At 69.1% G+C, this 21,831-nt stretch carries 26 protein-coding genes; 7 read left to right on the plus strand and 19 right to left on the minus strand.

From position 1 onward, the window contains the following. Both AC069I_RS24170 and AC069I_RS24175 read right to left on the minus strand, forming a co-directional pair. Complete coding sequence (locus AC069I_RS24170) at positions 1-288, minus strand: hypothetical protein (RefSeq protein WP_478266449.1); 288 nt, start codon at positions 286-288, stop codon at positions 1-3. A 206-nt stretch (positions 289-494) separates the two neighbouring features. Next, complete coding sequence (locus tag AC069I_RS24175; RefSeq protein ID WP_478228604.1) at positions 495-1,247, minus strand: AraC family transcriptional regulator; 753 nt, start codon at positions 1,245-1,247, stop codon at positions 495-497. A 51-nt stretch (positions 1,248-1,298) separates the two neighbouring features. On the opposite strand from AC069I_RS24175, the gene AC069I_RS24180 reads away from it, so the two are divergent. Next, positions 1,299-1,862 (plus strand): class I SAM-dependent methyltransferase, encoded by a 564-nt coding sequence (locus tag AC069I_RS24180; RefSeq protein WP_478266493.1) that lies wholly within the window; start codon positions 1,299-1,301, stop codon positions 1,860-1,862. A 66-nt stretch (positions 1,863-1,928) separates the two neighbouring features. On the opposite strand, the gene AC069I_RS24185 is transcribed toward AC069I_RS24180, so the two are convergent. After that, positions 1,929-3,053, minus strand: coding sequence for an alkaline phosphatase family protein (locus tag AC069I_RS24185; protein WP_478266450.1), 1,125 nt, complete (start codon positions 3,051-3,053; stop codon positions 1,929-1,931). A gap of 50 nt (positions 3,054-3,103) precedes the next feature. Here AC069I_RS24185 and AC069I_RS24190 point away from each other — a divergent pair, with 50 nt between their 5' ends. Together AC069I_RS24190 and AC069I_RS24195 are read left to right on the plus strand one after the other, a co-directional pair. Continuing rightward, positions 3,104-3,316 (plus strand): FmdB family zinc ribbon protein, encoded by a 213-nt coding sequence (locus tag AC069I_RS24190; protein WP_038508997.1) that lies wholly within the window; start codon positions 3,104-3,106, stop codon positions 3,314-3,316. Positions 3,317-3,414: 98 nt separating this feature from the next. Beyond that, a complete protein-coding gene (locus AC069I_RS24195; RefSeq protein WP_478266451.1) occupies positions 3,415-4,335 on the plus strand; it encodes a mechanosensitive ion channel family protein in 921 nt (306 codons plus the stop codon). A 34-nt stretch (positions 4,336-4,369) separates the two neighbouring features. Here AC069I_RS24195 and AC069I_RS24200 read toward each other — a convergent pair whose 3' ends face one another. Next, positions 4,370-4,753 carry a DUF6401 family natural product biosynthesis protein gene (locus tag AC069I_RS24200; RefSeq protein WP_478231810.1) on the minus strand — a complete coding sequence of 128 codons (384 nt, stop codon included), beginning with the start codon at positions 4,751-4,753 and terminating at the stop codon, positions 4,370-4,372. Between the two features lie 60 nt (positions 4,754-4,813). Continuing rightward, positions 4,814-5,932, minus strand: a complete 1,119-nt coding sequence (locus AC069I_RS24205) for a trans-sulfuration enzyme family protein (protein WP_478266452.1) — start codon at positions 5,930-5,932, stop codon at positions 4,814-4,816. A gap of 59 nt (positions 5,933-5,991) precedes the next feature. Here AC069I_RS24205 and AC069I_RS24210 point away from each other — a divergent pair, with 59 nt between their 5' ends. Next, positions 5,992-6,465, plus strand: coding sequence for an Lrp/AsnC family transcriptional regulator (locus AC069I_RS24210; protein ID WP_016336815.1), 474 nt, complete (start codon positions 5,992-5,994; stop codon positions 6,463-6,465). Here AC069I_RS24210 and AC069I_RS24215 read toward each other — a convergent pair. The 9 genes from AC069I_RS24215 to AC069I_RS24255 form a co-directional block, all read right to left on the minus strand. Continuing rightward, positions 6,462-7,295 (minus strand): YwqG family protein, encoded by an 834-nt coding sequence (locus AC069I_RS24215; protein ID WP_478231811.1) that lies wholly within the window; start codon positions 7,293-7,295, stop codon positions 6,462-6,464. The two genes, AC069I_RS24210 and AC069I_RS24215, sit on opposite strands and share 4 nt — an antisense overlap. Before the next feature lie 10 nt (positions 7,296-7,305). Beyond that, positions 7,306-7,665, minus strand: coding sequence for a hypothetical protein (locus AC069I_RS24220; RefSeq protein WP_478266453.1), 360 nt, complete (start codon positions 7,663-7,665; stop codon positions 7,306-7,308). 9 nt (positions 7,666-7,674) lie between these two features. Next, positions 7,675-9,450 carry a 3-hydroxyacyl-CoA dehydrogenase family protein gene (locus AC069I_RS24225; RefSeq protein ID WP_478266454.1) on the minus strand — a complete coding sequence of 592 codons (1,776 nt, stop codon included), beginning with the start codon at positions 9,448-9,450 and terminating at the stop codon, positions 7,675-7,677. Between the two features lie 207 nt (positions 9,451-9,657). After that, positions 9,658-10,332, minus strand: a complete 675-nt coding sequence (dhaM, locus tag AC069I_RS24230) for a dihydroxyacetone kinase phosphoryl donor subunit DhaM (protein ID WP_478266455.1) — start codon at positions 10,330-10,332, stop codon at positions 9,658-9,660. Beyond that, a complete protein-coding gene (dhaL, locus tag AC069I_RS24235; protein WP_478228596.1) occupies positions 10,329-10,952 on the minus strand; it encodes a dihydroxyacetone kinase subunit DhaL in 624 nt (207 codons plus the stop codon). The genes dhaM and dhaL overlap by 4 nt, the downstream gene beginning before the upstream one ends. Next, positions 10,952-11,953: a dihydroxyacetone kinase subunit DhaK gene (gene dhaK, locus AC069I_RS24240; protein ID WP_478228595.1), complete on the minus strand. Its 1,002-nt coding sequence runs from the start codon at positions 11,951-11,953 to the stop codon at positions 10,952-10,954. Before dhaK ends, dhaL begins: the two co-directional genes overlap by 1 nt. Positions 11,954-12,021: 68 nt before the next feature. Further along, on the minus strand, positions 12,022-13,023 hold the full coding sequence (locus AC069I_RS24245; protein WP_478228594.1) for a DUF3558 domain-containing protein: 1,002 nt from the start codon (positions 13,021-13,023) through the stop codon (positions 12,022-12,024). A 47-nt stretch (positions 13,024-13,070) separates the two neighbouring features. Further along, positions 13,071-13,328 carry a hypothetical protein gene (locus AC069I_RS24250; protein WP_478228593.1) on the minus strand — a complete coding sequence of 86 codons (258 nt, stop codon included), beginning with the start codon at positions 13,326-13,328 and terminating at the stop codon, positions 13,071-13,073. A gap of 10 nt (positions 13,329-13,338) precedes the next feature. Then, complete coding sequence (locus AC069I_RS24255) at positions 13,339-15,036, minus strand: sodium:solute symporter family protein (protein ID WP_478228682.1); 1,698 nt, start codon at positions 15,034-15,036, stop codon at positions 13,339-13,341. Positions 15,037-15,242: 206 nt separating this feature from the next. On the opposite strand from AC069I_RS24255, the gene AC069I_RS24260 reads away from it, so the two are divergent. Continuing rightward, the gene (locus tag AC069I_RS24260) at positions 15,243-15,935 is read left to right on the plus strand and encodes a hypothetical protein (protein ID WP_478228592.1); all 693 of its coding nucleotides are present in this window, start codon (positions 15,243-15,245) and stop codon (positions 15,933-15,935) included. Positions 15,936-16,003: 68 nt separating this feature from the next. Here the strand turns inward: AC069I_RS24260 and AC069I_RS24265 are convergent, their stop codons facing one another. From AC069I_RS24265 to nucS, 3 genes are all read right to left on the minus strand, one after another. After that, positions 16,004-16,780: a hypothetical protein gene (locus tag AC069I_RS24265; protein ID WP_478228591.1), complete on the minus strand. Its 777-nt coding sequence runs from the start codon at positions 16,778-16,780 to the stop codon at positions 16,004-16,006. A 44-nt stretch (positions 16,781-16,824) separates the two neighbouring features. Beyond that, the gene (locus AC069I_RS24270) at positions 16,825-17,787 is read right to left on the minus strand and encodes a patatin-like phospholipase family protein (protein WP_478228590.1); all 963 of its coding nucleotides are present in this window, start codon (positions 17,785-17,787) and stop codon (positions 16,825-16,827) included. A 318-nt stretch (positions 17,788-18,105) separates the two neighbouring features. Next, positions 18,106-18,765, minus strand: a complete 660-nt coding sequence (gene nucS, locus AC069I_RS24275) for an endonuclease NucS (RefSeq protein WP_340683735.1) — start codon at positions 18,763-18,765, stop codon at positions 18,106-18,108. A gap of 37 nt (positions 18,766-18,802) precedes the next feature. Here nucS and AC069I_RS24280 point away from each other — a divergent pair, with 37 nt between their 5' ends. Further along, complete coding sequence (locus AC069I_RS24280) at positions 18,803-19,342, plus strand: NUDIX domain-containing protein (RefSeq protein ID WP_478228589.1); 540 nt, start codon at positions 18,803-18,805, stop codon at positions 19,340-19,342. Positions 19,343-19,424: 82 nt separating this feature from the next. Here the strand turns inward: AC069I_RS24280 and AC069I_RS24285 are convergent, their stop codons facing one another. Next, positions 19,425-20,198 (minus strand): enoyl-CoA hydratase-related protein, encoded by a 774-nt coding sequence (locus tag AC069I_RS24285; RefSeq protein WP_478266456.1) that lies wholly within the window; start codon positions 20,196-20,198, stop codon positions 19,425-19,427. After that, positions 20,171-21,157, minus strand: coding sequence for a GlxA family transcriptional regulator (locus AC069I_RS24290; protein ID WP_478266457.1), 987 nt, complete (start codon positions 21,155-21,157; stop codon positions 20,171-20,173). Before AC069I_RS24290 ends, AC069I_RS24285 begins: the two co-directional genes overlap by 28 nt. A gap of 71 nt (positions 21,158-21,228) precedes the next feature. Between AC069I_RS24290 and AC069I_RS24295 the strand changes: the two genes are divergently transcribed. Then, entirely contained in the window at positions 21,229-21,789 is a 561-nt protein-coding gene (locus tag AC069I_RS24295) for a cysteine hydrolase family protein (protein WP_478228586.1), read from the plus strand. Positions 21,790-21,831: the final 42 nt, after the last annotated feature.

The following is a 21,831-nucleotide window of genomic DNA, read 5'->3' on the forward strand; positions in this document are numbered from 1 at the left end:
TCACCAGCGGCCCGGGCGGCGGCGGGACCGCGCGCCCCAGCACGCCTTGTGCCAATGGCGGCGGTCGGCGACCCCGCCGGTGTCGTCGGCGGGCCAGGCGACCACATGCGGGGTTCCCTGCCGGATCTCGTGATCGCAACCGGGGCAGCGATAGTCCTTGGTGGCGTGTGCGCCGGGCACGGTGCGTACCAGCCAGTCGCCGTCGGCGGCGGATTCGGAGCGCGCCCAGCCGGTCGACGCGCCGAGGTCGGGGCGTCCACCGCGTTCGGGCCGGTTACGTCGTGGCACGCCGAAACGGTATACGGCGAGGTGCCGTGTGATCCCGCTCGCTCGACGTTGGATACGGAGCGCGCGGCGGTTTCGCGTGATCAGCGGGACGACACGCGGAGATCCCCGTGCCGCGGGTTGCCGTCCATCCGATCACGCGTGTCGTCCGCCGGATCATGCGTGACTGAAGGCGGATCTCGCGTGACTGAAGGCGGATCACGCCACGGTCAGCCGCCGAAGTAAGCGCCCGGCGTCACACCGACCGCGCGGCGGAAGGCGGCGACGAACGCGCTCGGCGAGGAGTAGCCGATCCGGCGGGAGACCGCGGTCAGCGGCATGCCCTCGGCCAGCAGCGGCAAGGACGCGCGCAGCCGTGCCTGCACGCGCCACGCGCCGAACGTCGTACGGCATTCGGTGAGGAACAGGCGCGCGAGCGTGCGTTCGCTCGCGCCCGCGTCGCGGGCGAAGTCCGCGAGGCCGCGGCGGTCCGCCGGATCGGCGATCACCGCTCGCGCGACGGTCAGCGCACGTCCGTCCGACGGCATCGGCACGGTGATCGGCACGACGTCCACCGGTTCGAGCAGATCGAAGGCGACGGCCTCGGCCCGGCGGCGCGCGTCGTCGCCGAGGTCGGCGGCGCCGAGGTGCTCCAGCAGTTCCCGCAGCAGCGGGCGGACGGCGACGAGCGTCGGTTCGGGCCAGCGCACCGGGCAGCGGTCCCGGGCGGCGTAGATCCCCCGCAGCACGGTTTGCGCGGTGGCGCCGGTTCGGTGGACGACACCTGCCGGGATCCAGAGCGCCCGTGTCGGCGGCAGCACCCAGTGCCGCTCACCGACGTTCACGCTCAAGATCCCCCGGGCCGCCCAGGCGAGCTGGTGGCCGTCGTGCTCGTGCCATGGGAGCCAGGTGCCCGCGGGCAGATCCATCTCGCCGAGCACCATCGCCGTCGACATCGGTGGCAGGAGTCCGATTTGCGACATCACTTGGCAGCCTATCGCCTACCGGTCACGGCTAGCTTCGGGTTCATGCCGATGAACCTGGTGCACCGCAAACTCTGCAGTTCCGCGCTGTGGGCGCAGGCCGTCGCCCACGAGATGCCGGGCAACGTCGCCGGCTTCGACCTCGGCGACTCCGTACTGGAGATCGGCCCGGGCTTCGGCGCGACCACGCGCGCGCTCGTCGGGCTCGTTCCCCGGCTCACGGCCGTCGAGATCGACGAAGCGTCGGCGGACCTCCTCAAACGGGAGTTCGACGGCCGGGTGCGGATCGTCCAGGGCGACGGAGCGGCGTTGCCCTTCGAGGACGGCGAGTTCTCGGCGGTCGTCTGTTTCACGATGCTGCACCACGTGCCGACGACGGCGTTGCAGGACGCGATCTTCGCCGAGGCGTTCCGCGTGCTCCGCCCCGGCGGCGTTCTGCGCGCGATCGACAGCCTGGAGAGTCTGCCGTTCCGGCTGCTCCACATCGGCGACACGATGAACGCCCTCGACCCGGTTTCGCTCTGGCCCCGGCTCACCGACGCCGGGTTCACCGACATCAAGGTCGACCACGTGCCCAAGCGCTCCGTGAAGTTCTCGGCCAGGAAGCCCGCCTGACGCATTTGGTCCTCTGAATGCGGTCCTTGCGTGTGCAACTACCGCATTCAGAGGACCAAATGCGGGTCAACGGCGCGCGAGGACCAACGGGACGAGTTGTTCGGCCGGGGTCAGCGAGCCGTGCTGGCCGACCAAGGAGGACTCGACGGCCTCGGCCAGTTCCCGCACGAGCCCGAACCGTCCCTTCGACGCCACGACCACGTCGCCGATACGCGGGCGCACCCGGTCGGAGACGGGCCCGAACCAGCCCGCCTCGATGGCCTCGTCGCGCGGGAGGATCCACGCCCGGTCACCGATGACCTCGCTCCAGGCGGCCAGGACGTCGGCCTCCGCACCCGGTTCGCTGTAGACGTGCCGTGCCCGGACCTCGCCCCCGATCGCCCGGACGCCGCCGAGCAGCGCGGGGGTCTCGTCGATGTCGAGCGCACCCTCGACCGTCACCATGCCGTGGTCGGCCACGACGGCGAGGAGCGCACCGGGTGACAATCCGTCCACAATGGACTCCACCAGCCTGTCGACCTGCCGCAGCTGCATCCGCCACGGCGCCGAACCCGGCCCGTAGATGTGGCCGAGCATGTCGAGTTCGCTGTGGTAGCCCCAGCAGAACGCCGGCCGCGTTTCGAGGCAGTGCAGGACACAGGCGGCGAGGTCGCCGAGCGCGTGGACACCCACGTAACGCGCACCGGACTGCGTCGCGCGGGTGAGCGCGGTGTCGGCGAACTTCGCCGAAGACACCACGCTCGTCGTGATCCCGGCGGCCGCCGCGCGTTCGAACGTCGTCGGCAGCGGCTGCACCTCGCGCGGCGGCAGCGCGCCGCGGAGATCGCCGCCGTCCACATGACTGCTCCAGCGCAGCGCGTTCAGGACGCCGGTGCCCGGCACCTCGAAGCTGTAGCCGACCAGTCCGTGCTCCCCCGACGCCAGCCCGGTGCCGATCGCGCCGAGACCGGCCGCCGTCGTCGCCGGGAAACCGACCCGCAGCGGCGACTTCGCCAGCTGGGTGAGCACGGGCGCGTCGGCGGCGTGCTCGGCCAGCAGTTCCCAGCCGAGACCGTCGATGAGCAGGACGCAGGCACTGGACGCCTCCGCCAGGCTCAGGGAGTTCACGAACCCGTCGGCGCCGAGGGCGGAGAGCACGGACGGGACGACTTGGCCGAGGTGCGGCACATGCGCCGCGACAGGCAGTTCCACCCGGCCAGCTTGCCATCCCGGAGGCCGGAAGGAGATGGGATAATGCCGGCATGCCGACTTACGCCTACCGCTGCCGCGAATGCGCCGGAACCTTCGAACTGCTGCGGCCGATGAGCGAGTCCGGTGCGCCCGCGCCGTGCCCGGAGGGCCACCAGGACACCGTCAAACTGCTGACGACCGTCGCGCTGACCGGGTCGGCCTCCGGTCCCGCCCCTGTTCCCGCAGGTGGAGGCGGTTGCTGCGGAGGCGGCTGCTGCAGTTGACCCACCCGTTCGGGTGGCGCAACGTGTGATCGCCCGAACGGCGGGTACCCCCTTCCCACCAGTCTGGAAGCTCCAGTGGTGGGAAGGGAGAAAGTCCAGTGGCCACATCAGCACTGGCGGCCGTCGACTTCGGTCAGGGCGTGTCGAGCGCCTGGAGTTCGGTCGCCACCTTCGTCCCGAAACTGCTCGCGTTCCTGGTCATCCTGTTCATCGGCTGGCTGATCGCCAAGGCGCTCTCGAAGGCCGTGAGCATGGTGCTCGAGAAGGTCGGGTTCAACCGGCTCCTCGAACGCGGGGGCTTCAAGCAGATGCTCGCGCGCAGCCAGTTCGACGCGTCGAGCATAATCAGCAAGATCGTCTACTACGCGATCCTGCTGATCGCCCTGCAGTTCGCGTTCGGCGTGTTCGGTCCGAACCCGGTGAGCGCGCTGCTCAACGACATCGTCGCGTGGCTGCCGCGCGCCATCGTCGCGATCGTCATCATGGTGATCGCCGGCGCGGTCGCCAAGGCGGTCAAGGACCTGATCGGCAACGCCCTCGGCGGTGTCTCCTACGGCAAGGTGCTCGCCACCATCGCCTCGGTGTTCATCTGGGGCCTCGGCGCGATCGCCGCGCTGAACCAGATCGGCGTGGCCACCGCGGTCACGATGCCGGTGCTGATCACCGTGCTCGCCACGGTCGGCGGGATCGCCGTCGTCGGTGTCGGTGGTGGTCTCATCAAGCCGATGCAGCAGCGCTGGGAGACCTGGCTCGGCCGGGCCGAGGCGGAGATCCCCGCCGCGAAGGCGCAGGCCGAGGCCTACCAGCGCGGTCGCGAGGACGCCGGCCGCTCGGGTGAGGTGCCTGCCGAGCGGACGACGGTCCACCAGCCGGTGTCCGCCGGGCATCACGCCGCGAACCCGAACGCGCCGACTCAGCACCAGCAGTTCCCGCCCAGCCAGGGTCAGATGCCCCAGCACCAGGATCCCGGCCAGCGGCCCCCCGGTGGAAACATGCCCCCTCCGCCGGAGTACCGCTGACCTTCCACGGGAGCGGGTGGGGCGTCCGGCCGCCCTACCCGTTCCCGGTCGGCTGGGTCCGCCGGTCGTCCATCGAGGCGGCCAGCGAACACACGCCGACCAGCCGCGCGGTCATCCAGTCGCTGGTGGTCCAGGCGGGCAGATCGGCCGGGATGCGGAACGTCCACCCCTTGGCCTTCGCCTCGTCGAGCAGCCCGCGCGTGTAGCCGGCGAGAAGGACGACCCCGGCGACCGCCGCCGAACCTTCGACCCCCGCCGCGAGGATGTCCCGCACCGCGGCGGAGTGCTGATCGAAGACGGCCGACAGCCCGGGCACGGCCGCCGCCGCGGCGAGCCCGGCCACACCGATCTGCTGGTGCAGCCGGGAAAGCGTGCTACGAGCCGAAGATTCCACCCAGGACGAGACCAGATCTTTCACCCGACCAGGTTAGCCAGGCCGGACGATTTGTCGACATCCCGGTGATGACGATCGCAGAATTCAGCAAGACTTGAGGGCCTGATCCAGGTCGTGCCACAGGTCCTCGACGTCCTCCAGTCCCACCGACATGCGGATGAGCCGGTCGGTGACCCCCGCGCCGCGCCGGTCGGCCTCGGCGACGATCCGGTGGCTGATCGAGGCGGGATGCTGGATGAGCGAATCCACACTGCCGAGGCTGACGGCCGGGGTGATCAGCCGGACCGCGCCGATGAGCGCGTGCGGATCGCCCTCGACCTCGAACGCGATCAACGGACCACCGACGGCCGGGTAGTGCACGGCACTCACGTTCGCGTGGCCGCGAAGCCGCTCGACGAGTTCGGCGGCCGTCGCGGACGCGGCGTTGACGCGCAGCGGAAGAGTCGAGAGGCCGCGAAGCAGCATGTACCCGGCGAGCGGGTGCAGCACGCCTCCGGTGGCGAAGCGGATCTGCCGCAGCATCCCCGCGTCTTCGGCACTGCAAGCGACCACGCCGCCCATGACGTCGCCGTGCCCGCCGAGGAACTTGGTCGCGCTGTGCAGGACGAATCGGGCACCGTGCCGCCCCGGCCGCTGGAGCACGGGAGTCGCGAAGGTGTTGTCGACCAGCACCGGGACCTCGCCCGCGGCACGCACGATCTCGGCGATGTCGACCTCGCGCAGGGTCGGGTTCGCGGGGGTTTCGAGCAGCACCAACCCGGTGTCGGGCCGCAGCGCCGACGCGACGCCTTCCGGATCGGCCCAGGTCACCTCGGTGCCGAGCAGACCGGACGTGAGCATGTGATCGGTGCAGCCGTAGACAGGCCGGACGGCGACGACATGCCGTTTGCCCTGCGCGACGGCGGCGAGCAGCGACGCCGAGACCGCGGCCATGCCGGTGGCGAACGCGACGGCGTCGTCGAATCCTTCGAGTTCGGCCAGCGCCTTCTCGAAGCGTTCGACGGTCGGGTTGCTCAGCCGCCCGTAGACCGGGAGCCCGGACAGTGATCCCGAGGCGGCGAATTCGTCGATGCGGCCCGCCTCCTCGACGCTGTCCCGCGACGGGTAGGTCGTGGACAGGTCGAGCGGAGCGGCGTGGACGCCGAGGTCCGTGAGATCGTCACGGCCGGCGTGAACGGCTCGGGTGCGCAGCGTTGCGGTCATACCCCAGATAGTGCGATTTTCTTCGGATCGTCCGCAATATCCTCGGATATCATTCGCCGATGTCGGATTCCGTCGAACTGAGTACGGTTGATCTTCGAATTCTGCGGCTCTTGCAGAACGACGCCCGGATCTCGAACAAGGATCTGGCGGCCGAAGTCGGCGTCGCGCCCTCGACCTGTCTCGATCGCGTCAACCGGCTGCGCGAGCTCGGGGTGATCATCGGCCAGCGCGCCGAGGTGGACGCGGCCAAGCTCGGCCGCCCGCTCGAAGCGCTCCTGTTCGTGCAGGTCCGTCCGCACCGGCGCGCGCTGGTCGATTCGTTCGTCGAGCATCTGCTCGCCCTGCCCGAGGTCCGCGCCGTCTACCACCTGACCGGCCCGGACGACTTCCTCGCGCACGTCGCCACCGCTTCGGCGACCGAGCTGCAACGGCTGGTGCTCGACGAACTGACCGCCCGCGACGAGGTCGCCCGGGTGCACACGAACCTGGTCTTCCAGCACTGGAGCGGGGGACCTTTGCTACCGCCCGGCTAATCGATCCGGACCTTGAAGGGATGCGTGACGTCGGTCGGGCACGTGAAGACGTTCAGCACCCCCTGGCGGTGAAAGGACCAGCCCGCCGCCTCGCCCTCGGCGACCTCGCATCCGCAGCCGACCTCGTGCTCCTCCGAGGCCAGCGCGATCGTCTGGCGCAGGTCGGCGCCGCACTCCCGGCAGCCCAGCTCGTGCCGATCGGTCGCGTCCCAGGCGGTCCAGCCGCCGATCTTCGAGTACTGGTCCAGCTCCGGCCAGCCCTCCGGGTCGTCGCCCGCGCCCTCGGGAATGCCGAGCGCGGCGCGGGTCTCCGCCGGGAAGTCGCAGAGCCGGGGCAGCTCGTCGATCGAGCACGGTTCGAAAACGCAGGGATCCGGCACGTAGGCGGCTTCGGCGTTCTCGGGGGCCGGAGGCGGGTCCGCGATGTCCCGCACCTCGCCCGCGTCACGCCAGACCAGCCGGACCGCGGGCCCCTGCTGGTGCGGGCTGTCGTGGTCCATCGGGCAGAACAGGATCTGCAGGACGTCGGTGCCCTCCGGGAAGGGCAGCTCCGGGAAGTCGTCGCGGAAGAACTGCGCCGCGACGACCATCGCCGGGACCGGCTCGTCGAGCGGATGCCCGCCCGTCCACGCGTCGTCGGACGCGTCCGGGTCGGGCGGCCAGGTCACCGGGCACTCCGGCCACGGCTCGTCCGACGGCCAGAGCAGCGGGCCGCCGAAGTGGCTTTCGTCCGGACCGGGGACTCCCGGCGCGGGATGCAGCCGGATGGCCGTCCGGACCAGGTCGTTCAGACCGGGGATGGGCACCCCGTCGTAGGTGAGCTGACGCACTCCCGGGAGCTTAGAGGTCCGGGAGCGGATCTTCAGGTTTTGCCTGCATGATCTCGGCATCGGCGGCGTGCACGACGGAGATGTACTCGTCGTCGATCTCGTAGTCGACGCCGTTGAACTTGAACCACGGGACGGTCGACGTGTCGACCGGTCCGATCCGGTGATTCCGCAGTGTCGTCGCGACCACCCGTTTCGGGGTCTTCCGGCTCAGGTACCCGGTGGTGAGGACCGTGATCGTCTTGCGGGTCACCGCGAAGAACACGCTGGGATTGGTACTGCCGAGGATGTCGGCCGGGAACACGTAGTGGATCTCGTCGTCCGGATCGAGGAGCTCCTTGATCCGCTTCCTGACCCCCGAGGAAACCGGCATGCCACCAAGTTACCGGGCCGAGTAGTCCTTGAACCCCTTTCCGGTCTTCCGGCCGAGCCGTCCGGCGGTCACGAGGTGTTCCAGCAGCGGCGCGGGCGCGAAGCCCTCTTCGCGGAACTCGTTGAACAGAGTCCGCTGGATCGCCAGGGAGACGTCCAGCCCGACGACGTCGAGCAGTTCGAACGGGCCCATCGGCAGGCCGCAACCCACCTTCATCGCGGTGTCGATGTCGTCGGCTTCCGCGTAGTGCGCCTCGAGCATCTTCACCGCGTCGTTCAGGTACGGGAACAGCAGCGCGTTGACGATGAACCCGGCCCGGTCGCCGCAGTGCACGGGGTGCTTGCCCACGGCCGCGCAGACGGCGTCGACCGTCGCGATCACGTCGGGCGCGGTGGCGATGGTCGAGACGACCTCGACGAGTTTCATCACCGGCGCCGGATTGAAGAAGTGCACGCCGACCACGTCCGAAGGCCGCGAGGTGGCGGCCGCGCATTCGATGACCGGCAGGGACGACGTGGTCGTCGCCAGGACCGCGCCCGGTTTCACGACATCGTCGAGCGCGGCGAAGACCGCCTGCTTGACGGCCAGGTCTTCGGCCACCGCCTCGACCACGAGGTCGACGTCGGCCAGTTCCTCGAGCTCCACCGCCGGCGAGATCCGGCCCAGCGCGGCGGCGGCGTCCTCCTCGGACAACTTGCCCTTGACGACGGCCTTGTCCAGCGACTTCTTCACCCGCGCGACCGACGCCGCGGCCTTCTCCGCGCTCCGCGCCCGCAGGATGACCTCGTAACCGCGTTTCGCGAACACCTCGACGATGCCCGTCGCCATGGTCCCGGTCCCTACGACGCCGACCTTGCGCACCTCACGAGGCGCCACGCTGTCCACTGTGGACTTCGTGACCGCGTCGGTCACCGTCGGCGAATCGGGCTCGTCGTAGGTGTAGAAACCCCGGCCGGTCTTCCGGCCGAGCAGTCCGGCGGTGATCATCTGCTTCAGCAGCGGCGCCGGCGCGTGCAGCCGGTTGCGCGACTGGTGGTACATCGTGTCGAGGATCTCGTACGCGGTGTCCAGCCCGATGAGGTCGAGCAAAGCCAAGGGCCCCATGGGATACCCGCAGCCGAACCGCATCGCCGCGTCGAGATCCTCGCGCGTGGCGTAGCGCTGCTCGTACATCCGCACGGCGTGGTTGAGGTACCCGAAGAGCAGGGCGTTGGCGATGAACCCGGCGCGGTCGCCGATCACCACCGGGGTCTTGCCGAGGCGTTCGGCGAACGCGACGACGTCGGTGACCACCTCGGGTTCGGTGACGACGGTGCGGACGATCTCGACCAGCTTGAGGATCGGCGCCGGGTTGAAGAAGTGCATCCCGACGACCTTGCCCGGCCGCGCGGTGTGCACGCCGATCTCGGTGATCGACAAGGAGGAGGTGTTCGAGACGAAGATCGTGTCCGGGCCGGTGATCTTGTCCAGCTGGGCGAACACGTCGGATTTCGCTTCGAGGTTCTCCGGGATCGCCTCGATCACCAGGTCCACATCGGACAGTTCGGTCAGCGACGTGGTGTATCGGATCCGGTCCAGCAGCGCGCTCCGGCCGTCGGCGTCGAGTTTGCCGCCGGTCACCGCCCGTTCGGTCGAATGCTCCAGATGGCCCCGGCCACGCTGAACGCCGTCGTCGTCGATCTCCACCGCGACGACGGACACGTCGCTCCGCGCGAGCACCTCGGCGATCCCGGCACCCATGGTGCCGAGACCGATGACTCCCACACTCGAGATTTCCCGCGCCACAACCGGCCTCCGGAGGTTACTCGCTGGTAGTTTCTCCGATCGTGCCATGCCAGGGCGCGGAAAGCAGCGGCTGTCACCCTCCGAATCGAGTAAGTGTCACTCGCGGACGAAGGCCGAGGCGGACATTTTGCGGCCCCACATGCCGTGAAGGCCTCCTTCCCTACCCTCAGAGTAGGCAAGGAGGCCTTCACGGCATGAGACGTCAGCTCACTCGCCGAAGTTCTGGTCCACGAGATCTTTGACCTTGGCGAGCGCTTCCTCGGCCTGCGCCCCCTTCGCCCGGACCTCGATCCGGTCACCCTGACGAGCGCCGAGCGCCATCAGCGCGAGCACGCTGTTGGCGTCCGCGGTCTCGTCGCCGAGCCGCACGGTGACCTGCGCGTCCAGCCCCGCGATACTGCGGACCAGGACCGCGGCGGGCCGCGCGTGCAGTCCGACGTCGTTCCGCAGCGTGAGTTCGACACTGCTCTCGCCGTCCTGCGTACCTTCGTCGAACGTCAGGTCCGGTGGCGCGCCCGCCGCCGCGGCCGCTTCGGCGACGGCCTTGCGGTCCGCCCCGCCCTGCGCCGCGACGGCGGCGGCGATCGCGCCTTCGACCAGCGGCGCGTCCACGACGACCGCGGCCGACGGATCGGCGAGCGATTCGACGGCCAGTTCCGCGGTCATCTGCGCGCTGCCCAGGTCGTACAGCAGGACGACGCCCGATCCCGACTCGGCGCGCTGTGTCGCGGCGACGACCTCGTCGTAATCCGTGCCGATCCCGCCGTCGGCCAGGCCGCCCGCCGCCGCGATGGTGACGTCCGGCGCCATCTGCGCGGCGAGTTCCGCGAGCCCTTCGGCGAGTTTGGCGCTGTGGGAGACGAGCACGATTCCGACGCTCACTTGGCGGCCTCCGCGAACGCGCGCAGCAGTAGCGCCGTCGAACGGGCACCGGGATCCATATGCCCGACCGCCCGCTCGCCGAGGTACGAGGCCCTGCCCTTGCGCGGCACGAGCTCCACAGTGGACTCGGCGCCCTTGTCCGCGGCGTCCGCCGCCGCGGACAGGATCTCCGCGATGCCGGATCCGGAGGCTTCCTCGGCGGCGGAGACGGCGGGGATCAGGGCGTCGACCATGGTCGCGTCTCCCCCGACGGCCTTGCCTCGCGCCTGCACCCCTTCGAGTGCCGCGCGCAGGACCTCGACGAGCAGCGGACCGTCCACTTCGGCCGCGTCGCCCAGCTTGACCGACGCGCGCAGGAAAGCCGTGCCGTACAACGGTCCAGCCGCGCCGCCGACCTTCGAGATCAGCGTCGTGGCGGCGAGCTTCGCGACCGCGGCGGGGGTTTCGGGGACGGCGGTGTCCAAAGCGGACACGATGGCGGTGAACCCCCGGTCCATGTTCTCGCCGTGGTCGGCGTCGCCGATCGCGCGGTCGAGTTCGATCAGCTCGACCCGATGCTCGGCGATCACCACGGCCGCCGCCCGCAAGGCGGCGGCGAGCGTCTCGGCGGTGCAGGCCATCAGACTCCCCACCTCAGGGCCGGGGTGTTCACCGGCGCGTCCCACAACTCGGTCAGCTCGTCGTCCAGTTTCAGCAACGTCAGGCTCATCCCCTGCATCTCGAGGCTGGTGATGTACGGCCCCACCAGCCGCCGTTCGACCACGATCCCACGCTCGGCCAGCAGCCGCTCGGCGATCCCGTGGGCCAGGTACAGCTCGACCAGCGGGGTCCCGCCCATCGAGTTCGTGAACAGCAGGACCTTGTCGCCCTCGGCGAAGGGCAGATCCGTGACCACCGCTTCGACCATGCGCGCGACGAGTTCGTCGGCCGTCATCACGGCGGTCCGTTCGATACCGGGTTCGCCGTGGATGCCGATGCCGAACTCGATTTCGTCGTCGGCGAGGTCGAAACTCGGCTCGCCCGCGTGCGGCACGGTCGGCGCGGTGAGCGCGACCCCGATCGACCGGACCTGGCCGATCACCTTGCGCGCCAAGGCCTCCACCGCGTCGAGCGAGTCGCCTCGTTCGGCGGCGGCACCGGTGATCTTCTCCAGCAGTACCGTGCCGCCGACCCCGCGACGGCCGGCGGTGTAGGTGGAGTCCTTGACCGCGACGTCGTCGTCGATCACCACGCTGCGCACGTCCAGCCCTTCGGCGGCGGCGAGTTCCGCGGCGGTCTCGAAGTTGAGCACATCGCCGGTGTAGTTCTTCACGATCAGCAACGCGCCCGCGTCCCCGGTGGTGGCCTTGACCGCGGCCTCCACGGCGTCCGGCGTCGGCGAGGTGAACACCGCGCCCGGGACGGCGGCCGCGAGCATGCCCTGCCCGACGAAGCCACCGTGCAGCGGTTCGTGCCCGGAGCCGCCGCCGGAGATCACCGCGACCTTGCCCGCCACGGGCGCGTCCACCCGCACCACGAGCGCCGGGTCGTCCTCCACGCGCAGGACGTCCGCGTGCGCCGCGGCGAGGCCGCGCAGGGATTCCGCGACCACCGTCTTCGGGTCGTTGATGATCTTCTTCACGGGTGGCCTCCGGCCGTCGGCGGGTGGGGTGTCCCCTTCCTACCTCGCCCGGCCGGATGCCGCCAGCGTCAGGGCTTCGGCAGCTTGGAGATCACCGATTTGGCGACCTTGGCCGCCTTGCCGCACGACGCCGCTTCGTCCTTCTTCTCGTCGTAGTTCTTGTAGTTGACGCTGACGATTTCGACCTCGTCGTCCGCCCACGGTTTGTGCTGCCACTCGAGCTTGCACTCGGCGTCGCTGCCGCTGCCGACCTTCTGGTACACGGCGACGCCGTCGATGTCGATCTTCTTGTTCCCGTCGCGTTCCGCCGGCGGCAGGGCGCGGCGGAAGCCGATCGAGATCCGCGGATTGGAGCCCGGTGTCCAGTCACAGAAGTGGAAGGAGTTCAGCGTGGCGGCGCCGTGCGGCACCACCTCGTTGAGGACGGCGGTGTCGGCGGCGGTGCACGGATCGACACCGGTGAGCGTGCCCGCGACGGCCGGGTACTTCGCCGGTGACGCGTGCAGGCTCTTCACGGCCTTCGCGGCCACCGCACGGCCTGTCGCGCACGGGTCGCCGCCGTCGTAGGTGACCGAGAAGTTGATCCCGCGCTCGGGCTTGCGCAGGGTCATGATGCCGACGTCGCAGGTCTTTCCGTCCTTGTCCTTGCGCTCGATCTGCGGCAGCCCGTCGACCGCCGAAACGGTGACGCCGTTGATCGAGGAGTAGATCGACGCGCCGATCTCGACCCTGACCGTGAGTGCCTTGCCGCCGGCGTCCACGGCCTTCGCCCGGCAGGTGCCGAACGAGCTGAGGTTCGCCGTCGGGTCCTCCGGCGTGCCGAGGCCGCCCATGACTTCCTTGCTCACCAGCCCGCACGGGTCGATCGTGCGCAGCACCGCGGGGGTGACCGCCGGATCGTTGATGTCCCCGTCGGGCACCGAGCCGTTACCGGAGCCGGGTTCGGCGGCGACGGTGGTGCGGGCGAAGTTGGACTTGCCGAGGTTCTGACCGCAGGCCGACACCGCGCCGAGCGCGGCCACCATGGCCAGCACGGACGCGATCCGGCGACGTCGAGCGTTGAACAGCACGAAGTGCACGGTAGCCGGAGCCCCTCGCCGGTGTCCGGACAACCCGGCTATTCCCCGTCCTCGGTGCTGGGCGGCACCACGATGGGCCGCAGCTTCGCCCACAGCACGAACAGCGCCGCGAACACCAGCATGCCGATGCCCGCCCACAGGTTGATGTTGACGTCGGCGGCCTTGGTCAGCTCCTCGTCGGTGGTGAACCAAAGCCCCATGATCGTGAGCACCAGCCCGTAGCCGCCGATGAGCAGCGCGATGATCAGCCGGATGTCGAAGACGCCGGCCTTCTTGGGAGCTTGCGACGCAGCCATCTCCGGCCTCCTAGAAGATGATGTTGAGCACGATGGTCAGGATCAGCACGATGCCCGCGAGCAGTCCCGGCTTGCGGTACCAGCCCGCGTCGTCGCCGGTCTCGTCGTGCTTCAGCGACTCCTTCGGGGTGAGGGAGTAGACGAGGCCGACCAGCTGGGCCTCCGGCTTCGGCGCGGTGGCGAGCGAGACCCCGACGCTGACCGCGATGTCGACGACGAACGCGGTACCGGCGGCCACGAAGCTGATGCCCTGCCCGGTGAGCCCGAGGACTCCGGCCTGCGACAGCAGCCACACGGTGATCGCGGAGGCGGTACCGGACACCAGGCCCACCCAGCCCGCCGTCGGCGTCATCCGCTTCCAGAACATGCCGAGGATGAAGGTGGCGAACAGCGGCGCGTTGAAGAAGGAGAACAGATCCTGCAGATAGGTCAGGATGTTCCCGGAGTTCGACGCGATGAACGCGGTGCCGATCGCGAGCACGGTGCCGATGGCGGTGACCAGGCGGCCGAGCCGGAGGTAGTAGCCGTCCGACTCGTTCTTCTTCACGTACGACTGCCAGATGTCGTAGGTGAACACGGTGTTGAACGAGCTCAGGTTCGCGGCCATCCCGGCCATGAACGAGGCGAGCAGACCGGCGAGCGCGACCCCGAGCATGCCGTTGGGCAGCAGGTCGCGCATCAACAGCAGGATGGCGTTGTTCGCGGTCACGCCGCTCGGCGCGTCGCCGCCGTCGAGCAGGACCTGCTTGTCCTGGACGTACTCGGAAACGGTGACCGCGGCGATCATGCCGGGGATGATCACGATGAACGGGATCAGCATCTTCGGGAAGGCGCCGATGATCGGCGTCCGCCGCGCGGCCGACATGCTCTTCGACGCCATCGCGCGCTGGACCTCGACGAAGTTCGTGGTCCAGTAACCGAAGGACAGCACGAAACCGAGACCGAAGACGAGACCGAGGACCGACAGGAAGCTGTTGCCGAAGCCGGTGAGGTTGTCACCCGGCCACGAGTGCAGCTGCGCTTCGCCGCCGGGGCTCGCGGTGACCTTGTCGACAAGGCCCTGCCACCCGCCGACCTTCACCAGGCCGACGATGGTCAGCGGCAGCAGCGCCGCGACGATCACGAAGAACTGCAGCACCTCGTTGTAGATCGCGGCGGAGAGGCCGCCGAGCGCGGTGTAGGAGAGCACGACCGCGGCCGCGACGATGATCGACACCCACAGCGGCCAGCCGAGCAGGAGGTTCACCACGCTGGCGAGCAGGAACAGGTTCGCGCCCGCGATGAGGATCTGCGCGCTCGCGAAGCTGATGCCGTTGACCAGGTGGGCGGGTTTGCCGAACCGGCGGAGCATGAACTCCGGGACACTGCGGACCTTCGAACCGTAGTAGAACGGCATCATCACGATGCCGAGGAACAGCATCGCCGGGATCGCGCCGATCCAGAAGTAGTGGACCGTCGGCAGGCCGTAGAGCACGCCGTTGGCCGACATGCCCATGATCTCGACCGCGCCGAGGTTCGCCGAGATGAAGGCGAGACCGGTGACCCAGGCGGGCAGCGAGCGGCCGGAGAGGAAGAAGTCGAGGCTGCTCGAGACCGACCTTCGCGCCATGTACCCGATGCCGAGCACCAGTGCGAAATAGAAGGCGAGCAGGACGTAGTCGATCGGACTTGCGTCGAGCCGCAGGTTCGCATCGGCCAGCACGTGCAACCGACCCACCTCCATAGTGAAAATGTCCACGAGAAACGCCGGTATCGCGTCAATCGCGGACCATACTGCATGGATTCAGGAGCGGCAGTACGGGTGGGCGGCGACCGCCCTGACGTGTCTGTTTCGGGACAGTTCCTGACAATTCCTGTCCGCTTATCGGCAGAACTGCCGTCCCGGCGCCGCGGCGAGTCCGGTTGGCTGCCTCGATGGACTGGACCCTTGTCGAGCGCGCGTCCTGGATCGCGGGCATCGTCAGCGCCTTGCTGGCGGTCATCGCGGCCTGGCTGGCATACCGGGCCACCAAGGGGACGACCCGCGATCTCGCGCTGCTCATCTCCGCGGCCACGGACAAACCCGAGGTGCTGGAGCGAGTGGAAGCCGCCGCACGGGAGCGGGTCGAGACCATCAGGCAGCGGGTGCGCGCCGTACTGGCCACGACAACCTCGGCAGCGGGGTTTCTCGCCGCCGCCGGCGTGATCGCGCTCGTGCTGGCATCCTTGCCGGATCACGTGCGGACCACGGTCGCGGGTGGCGACGCACCCCGGACGGTGCAGGAGTGCCCGAACGCGGGCGAAGCGACGTTATGCGCACCGATGCACATCTACGAACTGGCTCCCGGTGGGAAGGTCGAGACCCGGTTCGCGGGAGTCCACCGGCCGTCGAAACGAGGTACCGGCATGCTGTCCGTCGAACTGCCCGATTGTGAGGCGGAGGTGCGGTGGCACGTCTCGGTCGGCGGCGCGGTGGCCGCCGAGGCCGTCTCCCGCGACAGCCTGGTGCGCGTCGAGTTCCCCGTGGCGAGCGACCAGGGGTACACGTTCACGGCGGAACGTCCCGCCGGCTCGGGCTGTCCCGGAACCGAGGTGCGAGTGCGGACCGGGATCACCTTCGACCGTTAGGACGCAGCACGAAAAGGGCCGCTCCGGGCTTCCGCCGGGAACGGCCCTTTCCCGTGACCGGTGGGGGTTTACCGGTCCGTGGGCAGGCTTACTTCGCCGTCCTCCTCGATCAACCGGGCGAGGACGTCGTCCGGCAGGTACGTGCGGTGCGGGTAGCCCGAGCCCCACGAGTTGAGGAACGGCACGGCGCCGAGTTCGTCGGCACGCGGGTTGCCCAGGACCTCGTGCACCTCGTCGACCGTCTTCGCCCAGCGATAGGCCTGGATGCCGTTCTTGACGTCGGGCGTGTAGGCGGCCCGCTTGACGTGGTCGTCGTCCGTGTAGGTCTCGGACCACGGGACGTGGCCCAGTTCGAGCAGGACCTCGGCCGCCGCGCGGACGGACGTGCCGTTGTTGTCGCCGGGGTTGGTCTCGCCCCATTCGTCACGGAGCTTCGACTGGTCCCACAGCCACCGCGCGGCGTACAGGTCGCCGTTGAACATCGTCATGCAGCGCGACCAGCCAAAGCCGACGCAGGCGCCTTCCTTGCCCTGGTCGTAGAAGGCGTACTGGGTGTCACCGTCGGTCGATTCACCGGGTTCGAGGCAGACGCAGTGCCCGCCGCGGATCCTCGTGAGCGATTTCGCTCCGCCTTTCGCGACGAAGAACTCGCCGGACTTCTCGTCCTTCTCCGGTACGTCGAATTCCTTGTACCAGTTGACACCGATGACGACCGGCGACCGGGTGGGCCGGTCCTCGGTGGCCAGCGCGGTCAGCGGATAGCGCTCGACGTGGCGCCAGTCGTCCGGGACGAACCGGCCGAGGCGGCCGTCCGCCGGGTCGCTGCCGATCGGGCGATAACGCATGGGATCCTCCTATCCCTCATCCCACCGGAATACCGCCGGCGAGTTCACTGCGGCACAATCTTTTCCAGAAACCGCCGCGCGGCCTCCCGCCCGCTTTCGAAGAGGCGCTTCTTCTCCTCTTCGCCGAGCCCGAAGTCGACGGCGGAAACCCCGGTCGTGTCGACGTACACCGTCCGCCGGTTCACACCTTCCTCGTGCAACCGGTAACGATTCCAGTCCGACAGCAGGGTTTCGAGCGAACCGATGGCGATCCGCAACGCGCTCTTCACCGGTTTGTCGTTGCCGCCCGCGGGTTCCCCGGACAGCTTCACGCCCCAGGTCGGCCACCTCGGCTTCTTCGCGTCGGTCCGGTCGAAGACGGTGATCGGGAAGTTCGACAGCAGGCCGCCGTCGACCCACGTGACGGTCCCCTCGGGGTGGACGTCGAACTGCACCGGCCGGAAATAGAGCGGGATCGACATCGACGCGCGGACGGCGTCGACGATTTTCTCCGCACCGGGATCGCGGCCGTACTGGGAATAGTCCCAAGGCAACCGGACGAGCACGCGACGGGTCAGGTCACTGACGTGGACGACGAGGGAATACCGTTGGTACGGAAGCAAAGTACCCTCGGGATCCTCGATGGCGAGATCGGCGAAGGTGCGCACTCCGACCTCTTCCAGCAACGGCGTGAGCCATTCGGTGAGATACTCACCGGAGTGCATCCCGTCGTGCAGGAGCAGATCGACGCCGTCGCCGATCGGGCCGGTGACCTTGTCGAGCAGGGACTGATCCTGAAAACGGCGGCAGTCCAAGTCGTTCATCACCGCTTCCAGACCACCGAGATCCTTGCCCGCCTTCTGATACGCGGCGACCAGTGTCGCGACGATCGCGCCCGCGCTCGTCCCGGCGATCCGGGGAAACGAATAACCGGCTTCGTGCAACTCCAGCACCGCGCCCAGCAGCCCGATACCTTTGACGCCGCCGCCTTCCAGCACGAGATCGACGTTCTTCCGAGAATCAGCCATGGCACATCACCCCTGCACCCGCGACCGCCGTATGTCGGCGATAACCCTCGCGGAAATCGAGTGTGACACAGCGCGAGACCGGGCAATCCGGCGTTCACCCGAATGGCACAGAAATAGCTGGTTCTTTTGCAGGAGAACGCGAGTTCGTTAATTTCTCGCCGCCCTTTTGGGCATTCTGTGGCGCGAGAAAGAATACAGATACAAATCGAAGGACTCGATTCGATATCGGCTGTTCGCCGCGAGGAGCCGACGCGAGTAGTCCTCTGGATGCGGTGGTTGCGCGTTCAACTACCGCATCCAGAGGACTACTCGCGAAACTCAGAAGAGGCGGAACTCGTCCGATTCGATGCCGCGCAACGCGTCGTAGTCCAGCGTGAGGCACCGGATCCCCCGGTCCTCGGCCAGCACCCGCGCCTGCGGCTTGATGATCTGCGCCGCGAAGACGCCCTGCACCGGCGCCAGCAGCGGGTCGCGGTTGAGCAGTTCCAGGTACCGCGTCAGCTGCTCGACGCCGTCGATCTCGCCACGCCGCTTGATCTCGACGGCGACACTGGCCCCGTCGGCGTCGCGGGCCATGATGTCGACCGGCCCGATCGCGGTCGGGAACTCCCGCCGCACCAGGGTGTAGCCCTCACCGAGGGTCTTGATGTGCTCGGCGAGCAGTTCCTGAAGGTGCGCCTCGACACCGTCCTTCTGCAGTCCCGGTTCCGCGCCGAGTTCCTGGGGGTGGTCGTGGAAGATCTCGTCGATCGTGATGACGAGCTTCTCCCCCTGCTTGTTCTCGACGATCCACAGCTTGCCGTCCTCGATCAGCCAGCACGGCGGGCTCATCCAGTTCAGCGGCTTGTAGGCGCGGTCGTCCGAATGCACGGACACCGAGCCGTCGGCCTTCACGAGCAGCAGCCGGGTGGCCATCGGCAGATGGGCGGTCAGACGGCCGGCGTAGTCGACCTGGCAGCGAGCGATCACAAGGCGCACCCCGCGAGGGTAGGACAAGCACGGCGATACTGTGCGCATGGACCCCGTTCAGCGTGTCAGCTCCCGCGAGGTGTACCGGAACAACTGGATGACCCTGCGCGAGGACGCCATCCGGCGGCTCGACGGTTCCGAGGGGATCTACGCCGTCGTCGACAAACCCACCTGTGCCGTGGTGATCCCGTTCGACGGTGCCCGGTTTCACCTGGTCGAACAGTTCCGCTACCCGGTCGGGATGCGGCGCTGGGAGTTCCCGATGGGCACCGCGCCCGAGCTGGCCGACGTCCCGCCGCTCGAACTCGCCGCCCGCGAACTGCGGGAGGAGACCGGGCTGATCGCGGGCTCGATGGCCGACCTCGGCAAGACCGACGTCGCGCCCGGGTTTTCGAGCCAGCGCGGGCACGTGTTCCTCGCCACCGATCTCACGCAGGGTGAAGCCCAGCGCGAGGTCGAGGAGCAGGACATGCGGACGGCGTGGTTCGAGCGCGGGGAGTTCGAGAAGATGATCGCTTCGGGCGACATCACCGACTCACAGACGCTGGCCGCCTACACACTTCTGCTCATGCGCGAGCGACTCTGACCCCCACCCGCGCGTGCCATGAAGGGGCCTTTCATAGCAAATTTTGCTATGAAAGCGTCCTTCATGGCACGCCCAGCGTGGCTCAGTCGGGCCACACCGGGGAACGCTTCTCCAGGAAGGCCGCCATCCCCTCACGTGCACCGGGCAGCTGCGAAGCCGAAGCCATCACCTCCAGCGCCAGCGCGTAGGCGTCGGCCTCGGGCCGGTCCAGCTGCGCGTAGAGGGTCTGCTTGCCCATCGCCTTGCTGGCCCGGCTCCCCCGCGTCGCACGTCCGAGCAGCGAAGCGACGGCCTCGTCCAGCGAGTCGTCCGGCACGACGCGGTTCACCAGGCCCCAGTCCAGTGCGGTCGCGGCATCGACGACGTCGCCCGTGAGCGCCAGCTCCATCAGGCGTTTCCGCCCGATCGCGCGCGCCACCGGCACCGCGGGCGTGTGACAGAACCAGCCGCCCTTGCCACCGGAAAGGGCGAACCCGGCGGACTCCGCGGCGACGGCGAGGTCGCACGAGGCAACCAGCTGGCAGCCCGCGGCGGTCGCGAGCCCGTGCACCCGCGCGACGACGACCTGTGGGACGGACCGCATCGTGCCCATCAGATCCGTGCACAGCCGCAGCAGCTCGCGCACGCCCATCAGGTCGCGCGCGGCGACGTCGCCGAAGTCGTGTCCCGCCGAGAACACCGGCCCGGCGCCCGCCAGGACGATCCCGGTGGCGTCGGTGTCCCCGGCCTCGCGGAACGCCGCGACGAGCTCGGCGAGGTGGTCCGCCGACAGCGAGTTCCGCCGCGCGGCGCGGTTCATGGTGATCGTGACGGTGTCGCCGTCCCGCTTCACGAGGATGTGCTCGTACTCGGCCATGCTTCGACGGTAACCGACCGGAACGTCCGGCGATACGAATCGGGCCCGACACCGACGTCGGCACGGAGCCTTCGCCGCAGGTTGGCGGCGGTGCCGAGGCCGGAACGCCGCGCGACCCGCTCGACCGGGAGCTCGGTGGTCTCCAGCAGCCGCCGCGCGAGCCGCACCCGCTGCGCGCGCAGCCACCGCCCCGGTGTCACGCCGGTGGCCGCCGCGAACTCGCGATGGAAGGTCCGCTCGCTCAGCCCGGCGTGACCGACGAGGTCGTCGACGCCGATGTCGTCGGCGATCCGCTCCAGCGCCCAGTCCATTGTGGACGACACGCTCGGCCTCGACGGCTTGGGTGGCAACGGGTTGTCGACGTACTGCCGCTGGCCACCTTCCCTCGCGGGCGGCATCACCAGCCGCCGGGCGAGGGCGGCGGCGACCTCGGCGCCGTGCTCGCGGCGCACCAGATGCAGGCAGAGATCCAGCCCGCCGACCACCCCGGCGGAGGTCAGGACGTCGCCCTCGTCGGTGAACAGGACGTCCCGCTGGACGACGGCGTCGCGAGCGGCGGCTTCGAGATCGTCCAGCAGCCGCCAGTGCGTGGTGACGGAGCGGCCGTCGAGCAACCCGGCCGCGGCCAGCGTGAAGGCCCCGGAGCACAGCGACGCCACGGTGATCCCCGCCCGGTGCGCCTTGCGCAGCGCGGCGACGGCGGCCGCGGGCACCCCGGCGTGCGGGTCAACCCGGCCGGGCACGAGGACGAGATCACAGCCCGCCAGCCCGCTCAGCCCATGGGTGGCCTCGATCCGGCCGAACGGATGGACGGCGATCGAGCCGCGGCCGGACGCGCAGAGCCGGACCTCGAAGGGACCGATACCGCTGTCGGTCCGGTCCACGCCCCAGACCTCGCCGATCACACCCAGATCGAAAGACCGGCTGCCCGGCAGGAGGAGCACACCCACGGTTCGCATGGCAGGAAAGTACCGCATCGCGCTTCTTCTGCCACTCCCCGACGACGGCGGAACGCGTGAAACTCGACGCCATGACCACTGAAAACAAGGCCCTGCTCGTGATCGACGTCCAGCGCGGCTTCGACAAGCCCGTCTGGGGCCCGCGCAACAACCCCGGCGCGGAAGCCAACATCAAGGCGCTCGTCGACGCCTACCAGGAGCGCGGGCTGCCGATCGTGCTGGTGCACCACGACTCCGTGAAACCCGGCTCGTCGCTCCAGCCGGGACAGGAGGGCAACCACTTCAAGCCCGAACTCGACGGCGTGCGCGCGGACCTGGTGTTCGGCAAGAAGGTCAACTCGGCCTTCCACGGCGACGTCGATCTCGACGGCTGGCTGAAGACGCGCGGCATCACGTCGTTCGTGCTCGCCGGTATCCAGACGAACTTCTGCTGCGAGACCACCGCGCGCGTCGGCGGGAACCTCGGCTACGACGTGACTTTCGCGCTCGACGCCACCTTCACCTTCGACCTCGCCGGGCCGGACGGCAGCGTCCTGACCGCGGACGAGCTCTCCAAGGCGACCGCGACGAACCTGCACGGGGGCGGGTTCGCCACGGTCACCTCGACGAAGGAGATCCTCGGGAGGCTTTGAGACTGCCGGGCCGGACTGGGTCAAGTTGGTCGTGAGTGGCGA

It is taken from the genome of Amycolatopsis sp. NPDC043885, assembly GCF_056435685.1.

Excerpts from the sequence above, each read along its gene's own strand:
- AC069I_RS24180 (WP_478266493.1), top strand. The coding sequence starts at position 1,299 with ATGAACCTGGTGCACCGCAAACTCTGCAGTTCCGCGCTGTGGGCGCAG.
- AC069I_RS24210 (WP_016336815.1), top strand. The coding sequence starts at position 5,992 with ATGTCGGATTCCGTCGAACTGAGTACGGTTGATCTTCGAATTCTGCGG.
- AC069I_RS24175 (WP_478228604.1), bottom strand. The coding sequence starts at position 1,247 with ATGTCGCAAATCGGACTCCTGCCACCGATGTCGACGGCGATGGTGCTC.
- AC069I_RS24260 (WP_478228592.1), top strand. The coding sequence starts at position 15,243 with ATGGACTGGACCCTTGTCGAGCGCGCGTCCTGGATCGCGGGCATCGTC.
- AC069I_RS24190 (WP_038508997.1), top strand. The coding sequence starts at position 3,104 with ATGCCGACTTACGCCTACCGCTGCCGCGAATGCGCCGGAACCTTCGAA.
- dhaL (WP_478228596.1), bottom strand. The coding sequence starts at position 10,952 with ATGGCCTGCACCGCCGAGACGCTCGCCGCCGCCTTGCGGGCGGCGGCC.
- AC069I_RS24205 (WP_478266452.1), bottom strand. The coding sequence starts at position 5,932 with ATGACCGCAACGCTGCGCACCCGAGCCGTTCACGCCGGCCGTGACGAT.
- AC069I_RS24220 (WP_478266453.1), bottom strand. The coding sequence starts at position 7,665 with ATGCCGGTTTCCTCGGGGGTCAGGAAGCGGATCAAGGAGCTCCTCGAT.
- AC069I_RS24295 (WP_478228586.1), top strand. The coding sequence starts at position 21,229 with ATGACCACTGAAAACAAGGCCCTGCTCGTGATCGACGTCCAGCGCGGC.
- AC069I_RS24285 (WP_478266456.1), bottom strand. The coding sequence starts at position 20,198 with ATGGCCGAGTACGAGCACATCCTCGTGAAGCGGGACGGCGACACCGTC.
- AC069I_RS24250 (WP_478228593.1), bottom strand. The coding sequence starts at position 13,328 with ATGGCTGCGTCGCAAGCTCCCAAGAAGGCCGGCGTCTTCGACATCCGG.
- AC069I_RS24290 (WP_478266457.1), bottom strand. The coding sequence starts at position 21,157 with ATGCGAACCGTGGGTGTGCTCCTCCTGCCGGGCAGCCGGTCTTTCGAT.
- AC069I_RS24270 (WP_478228590.1), bottom strand. The coding sequence starts at position 17,787 with ATGGCTGATTCTCGGAAGAACGTCGATCTCGTGCTGGAAGGCGGCGGC.
- AC069I_RS24265 (WP_478228591.1), bottom strand. The coding sequence starts at position 16,780 with ATGCGTTATCGCCCGATCGGCAGCGACCCGGCGGACGGCCGCCTCGGC.
- AC069I_RS24280 (WP_478228589.1), top strand. The coding sequence starts at position 18,803 with ATGGACCCCGTTCAGCGTGTCAGCTCCCGCGAGGTGTACCGGAACAAC.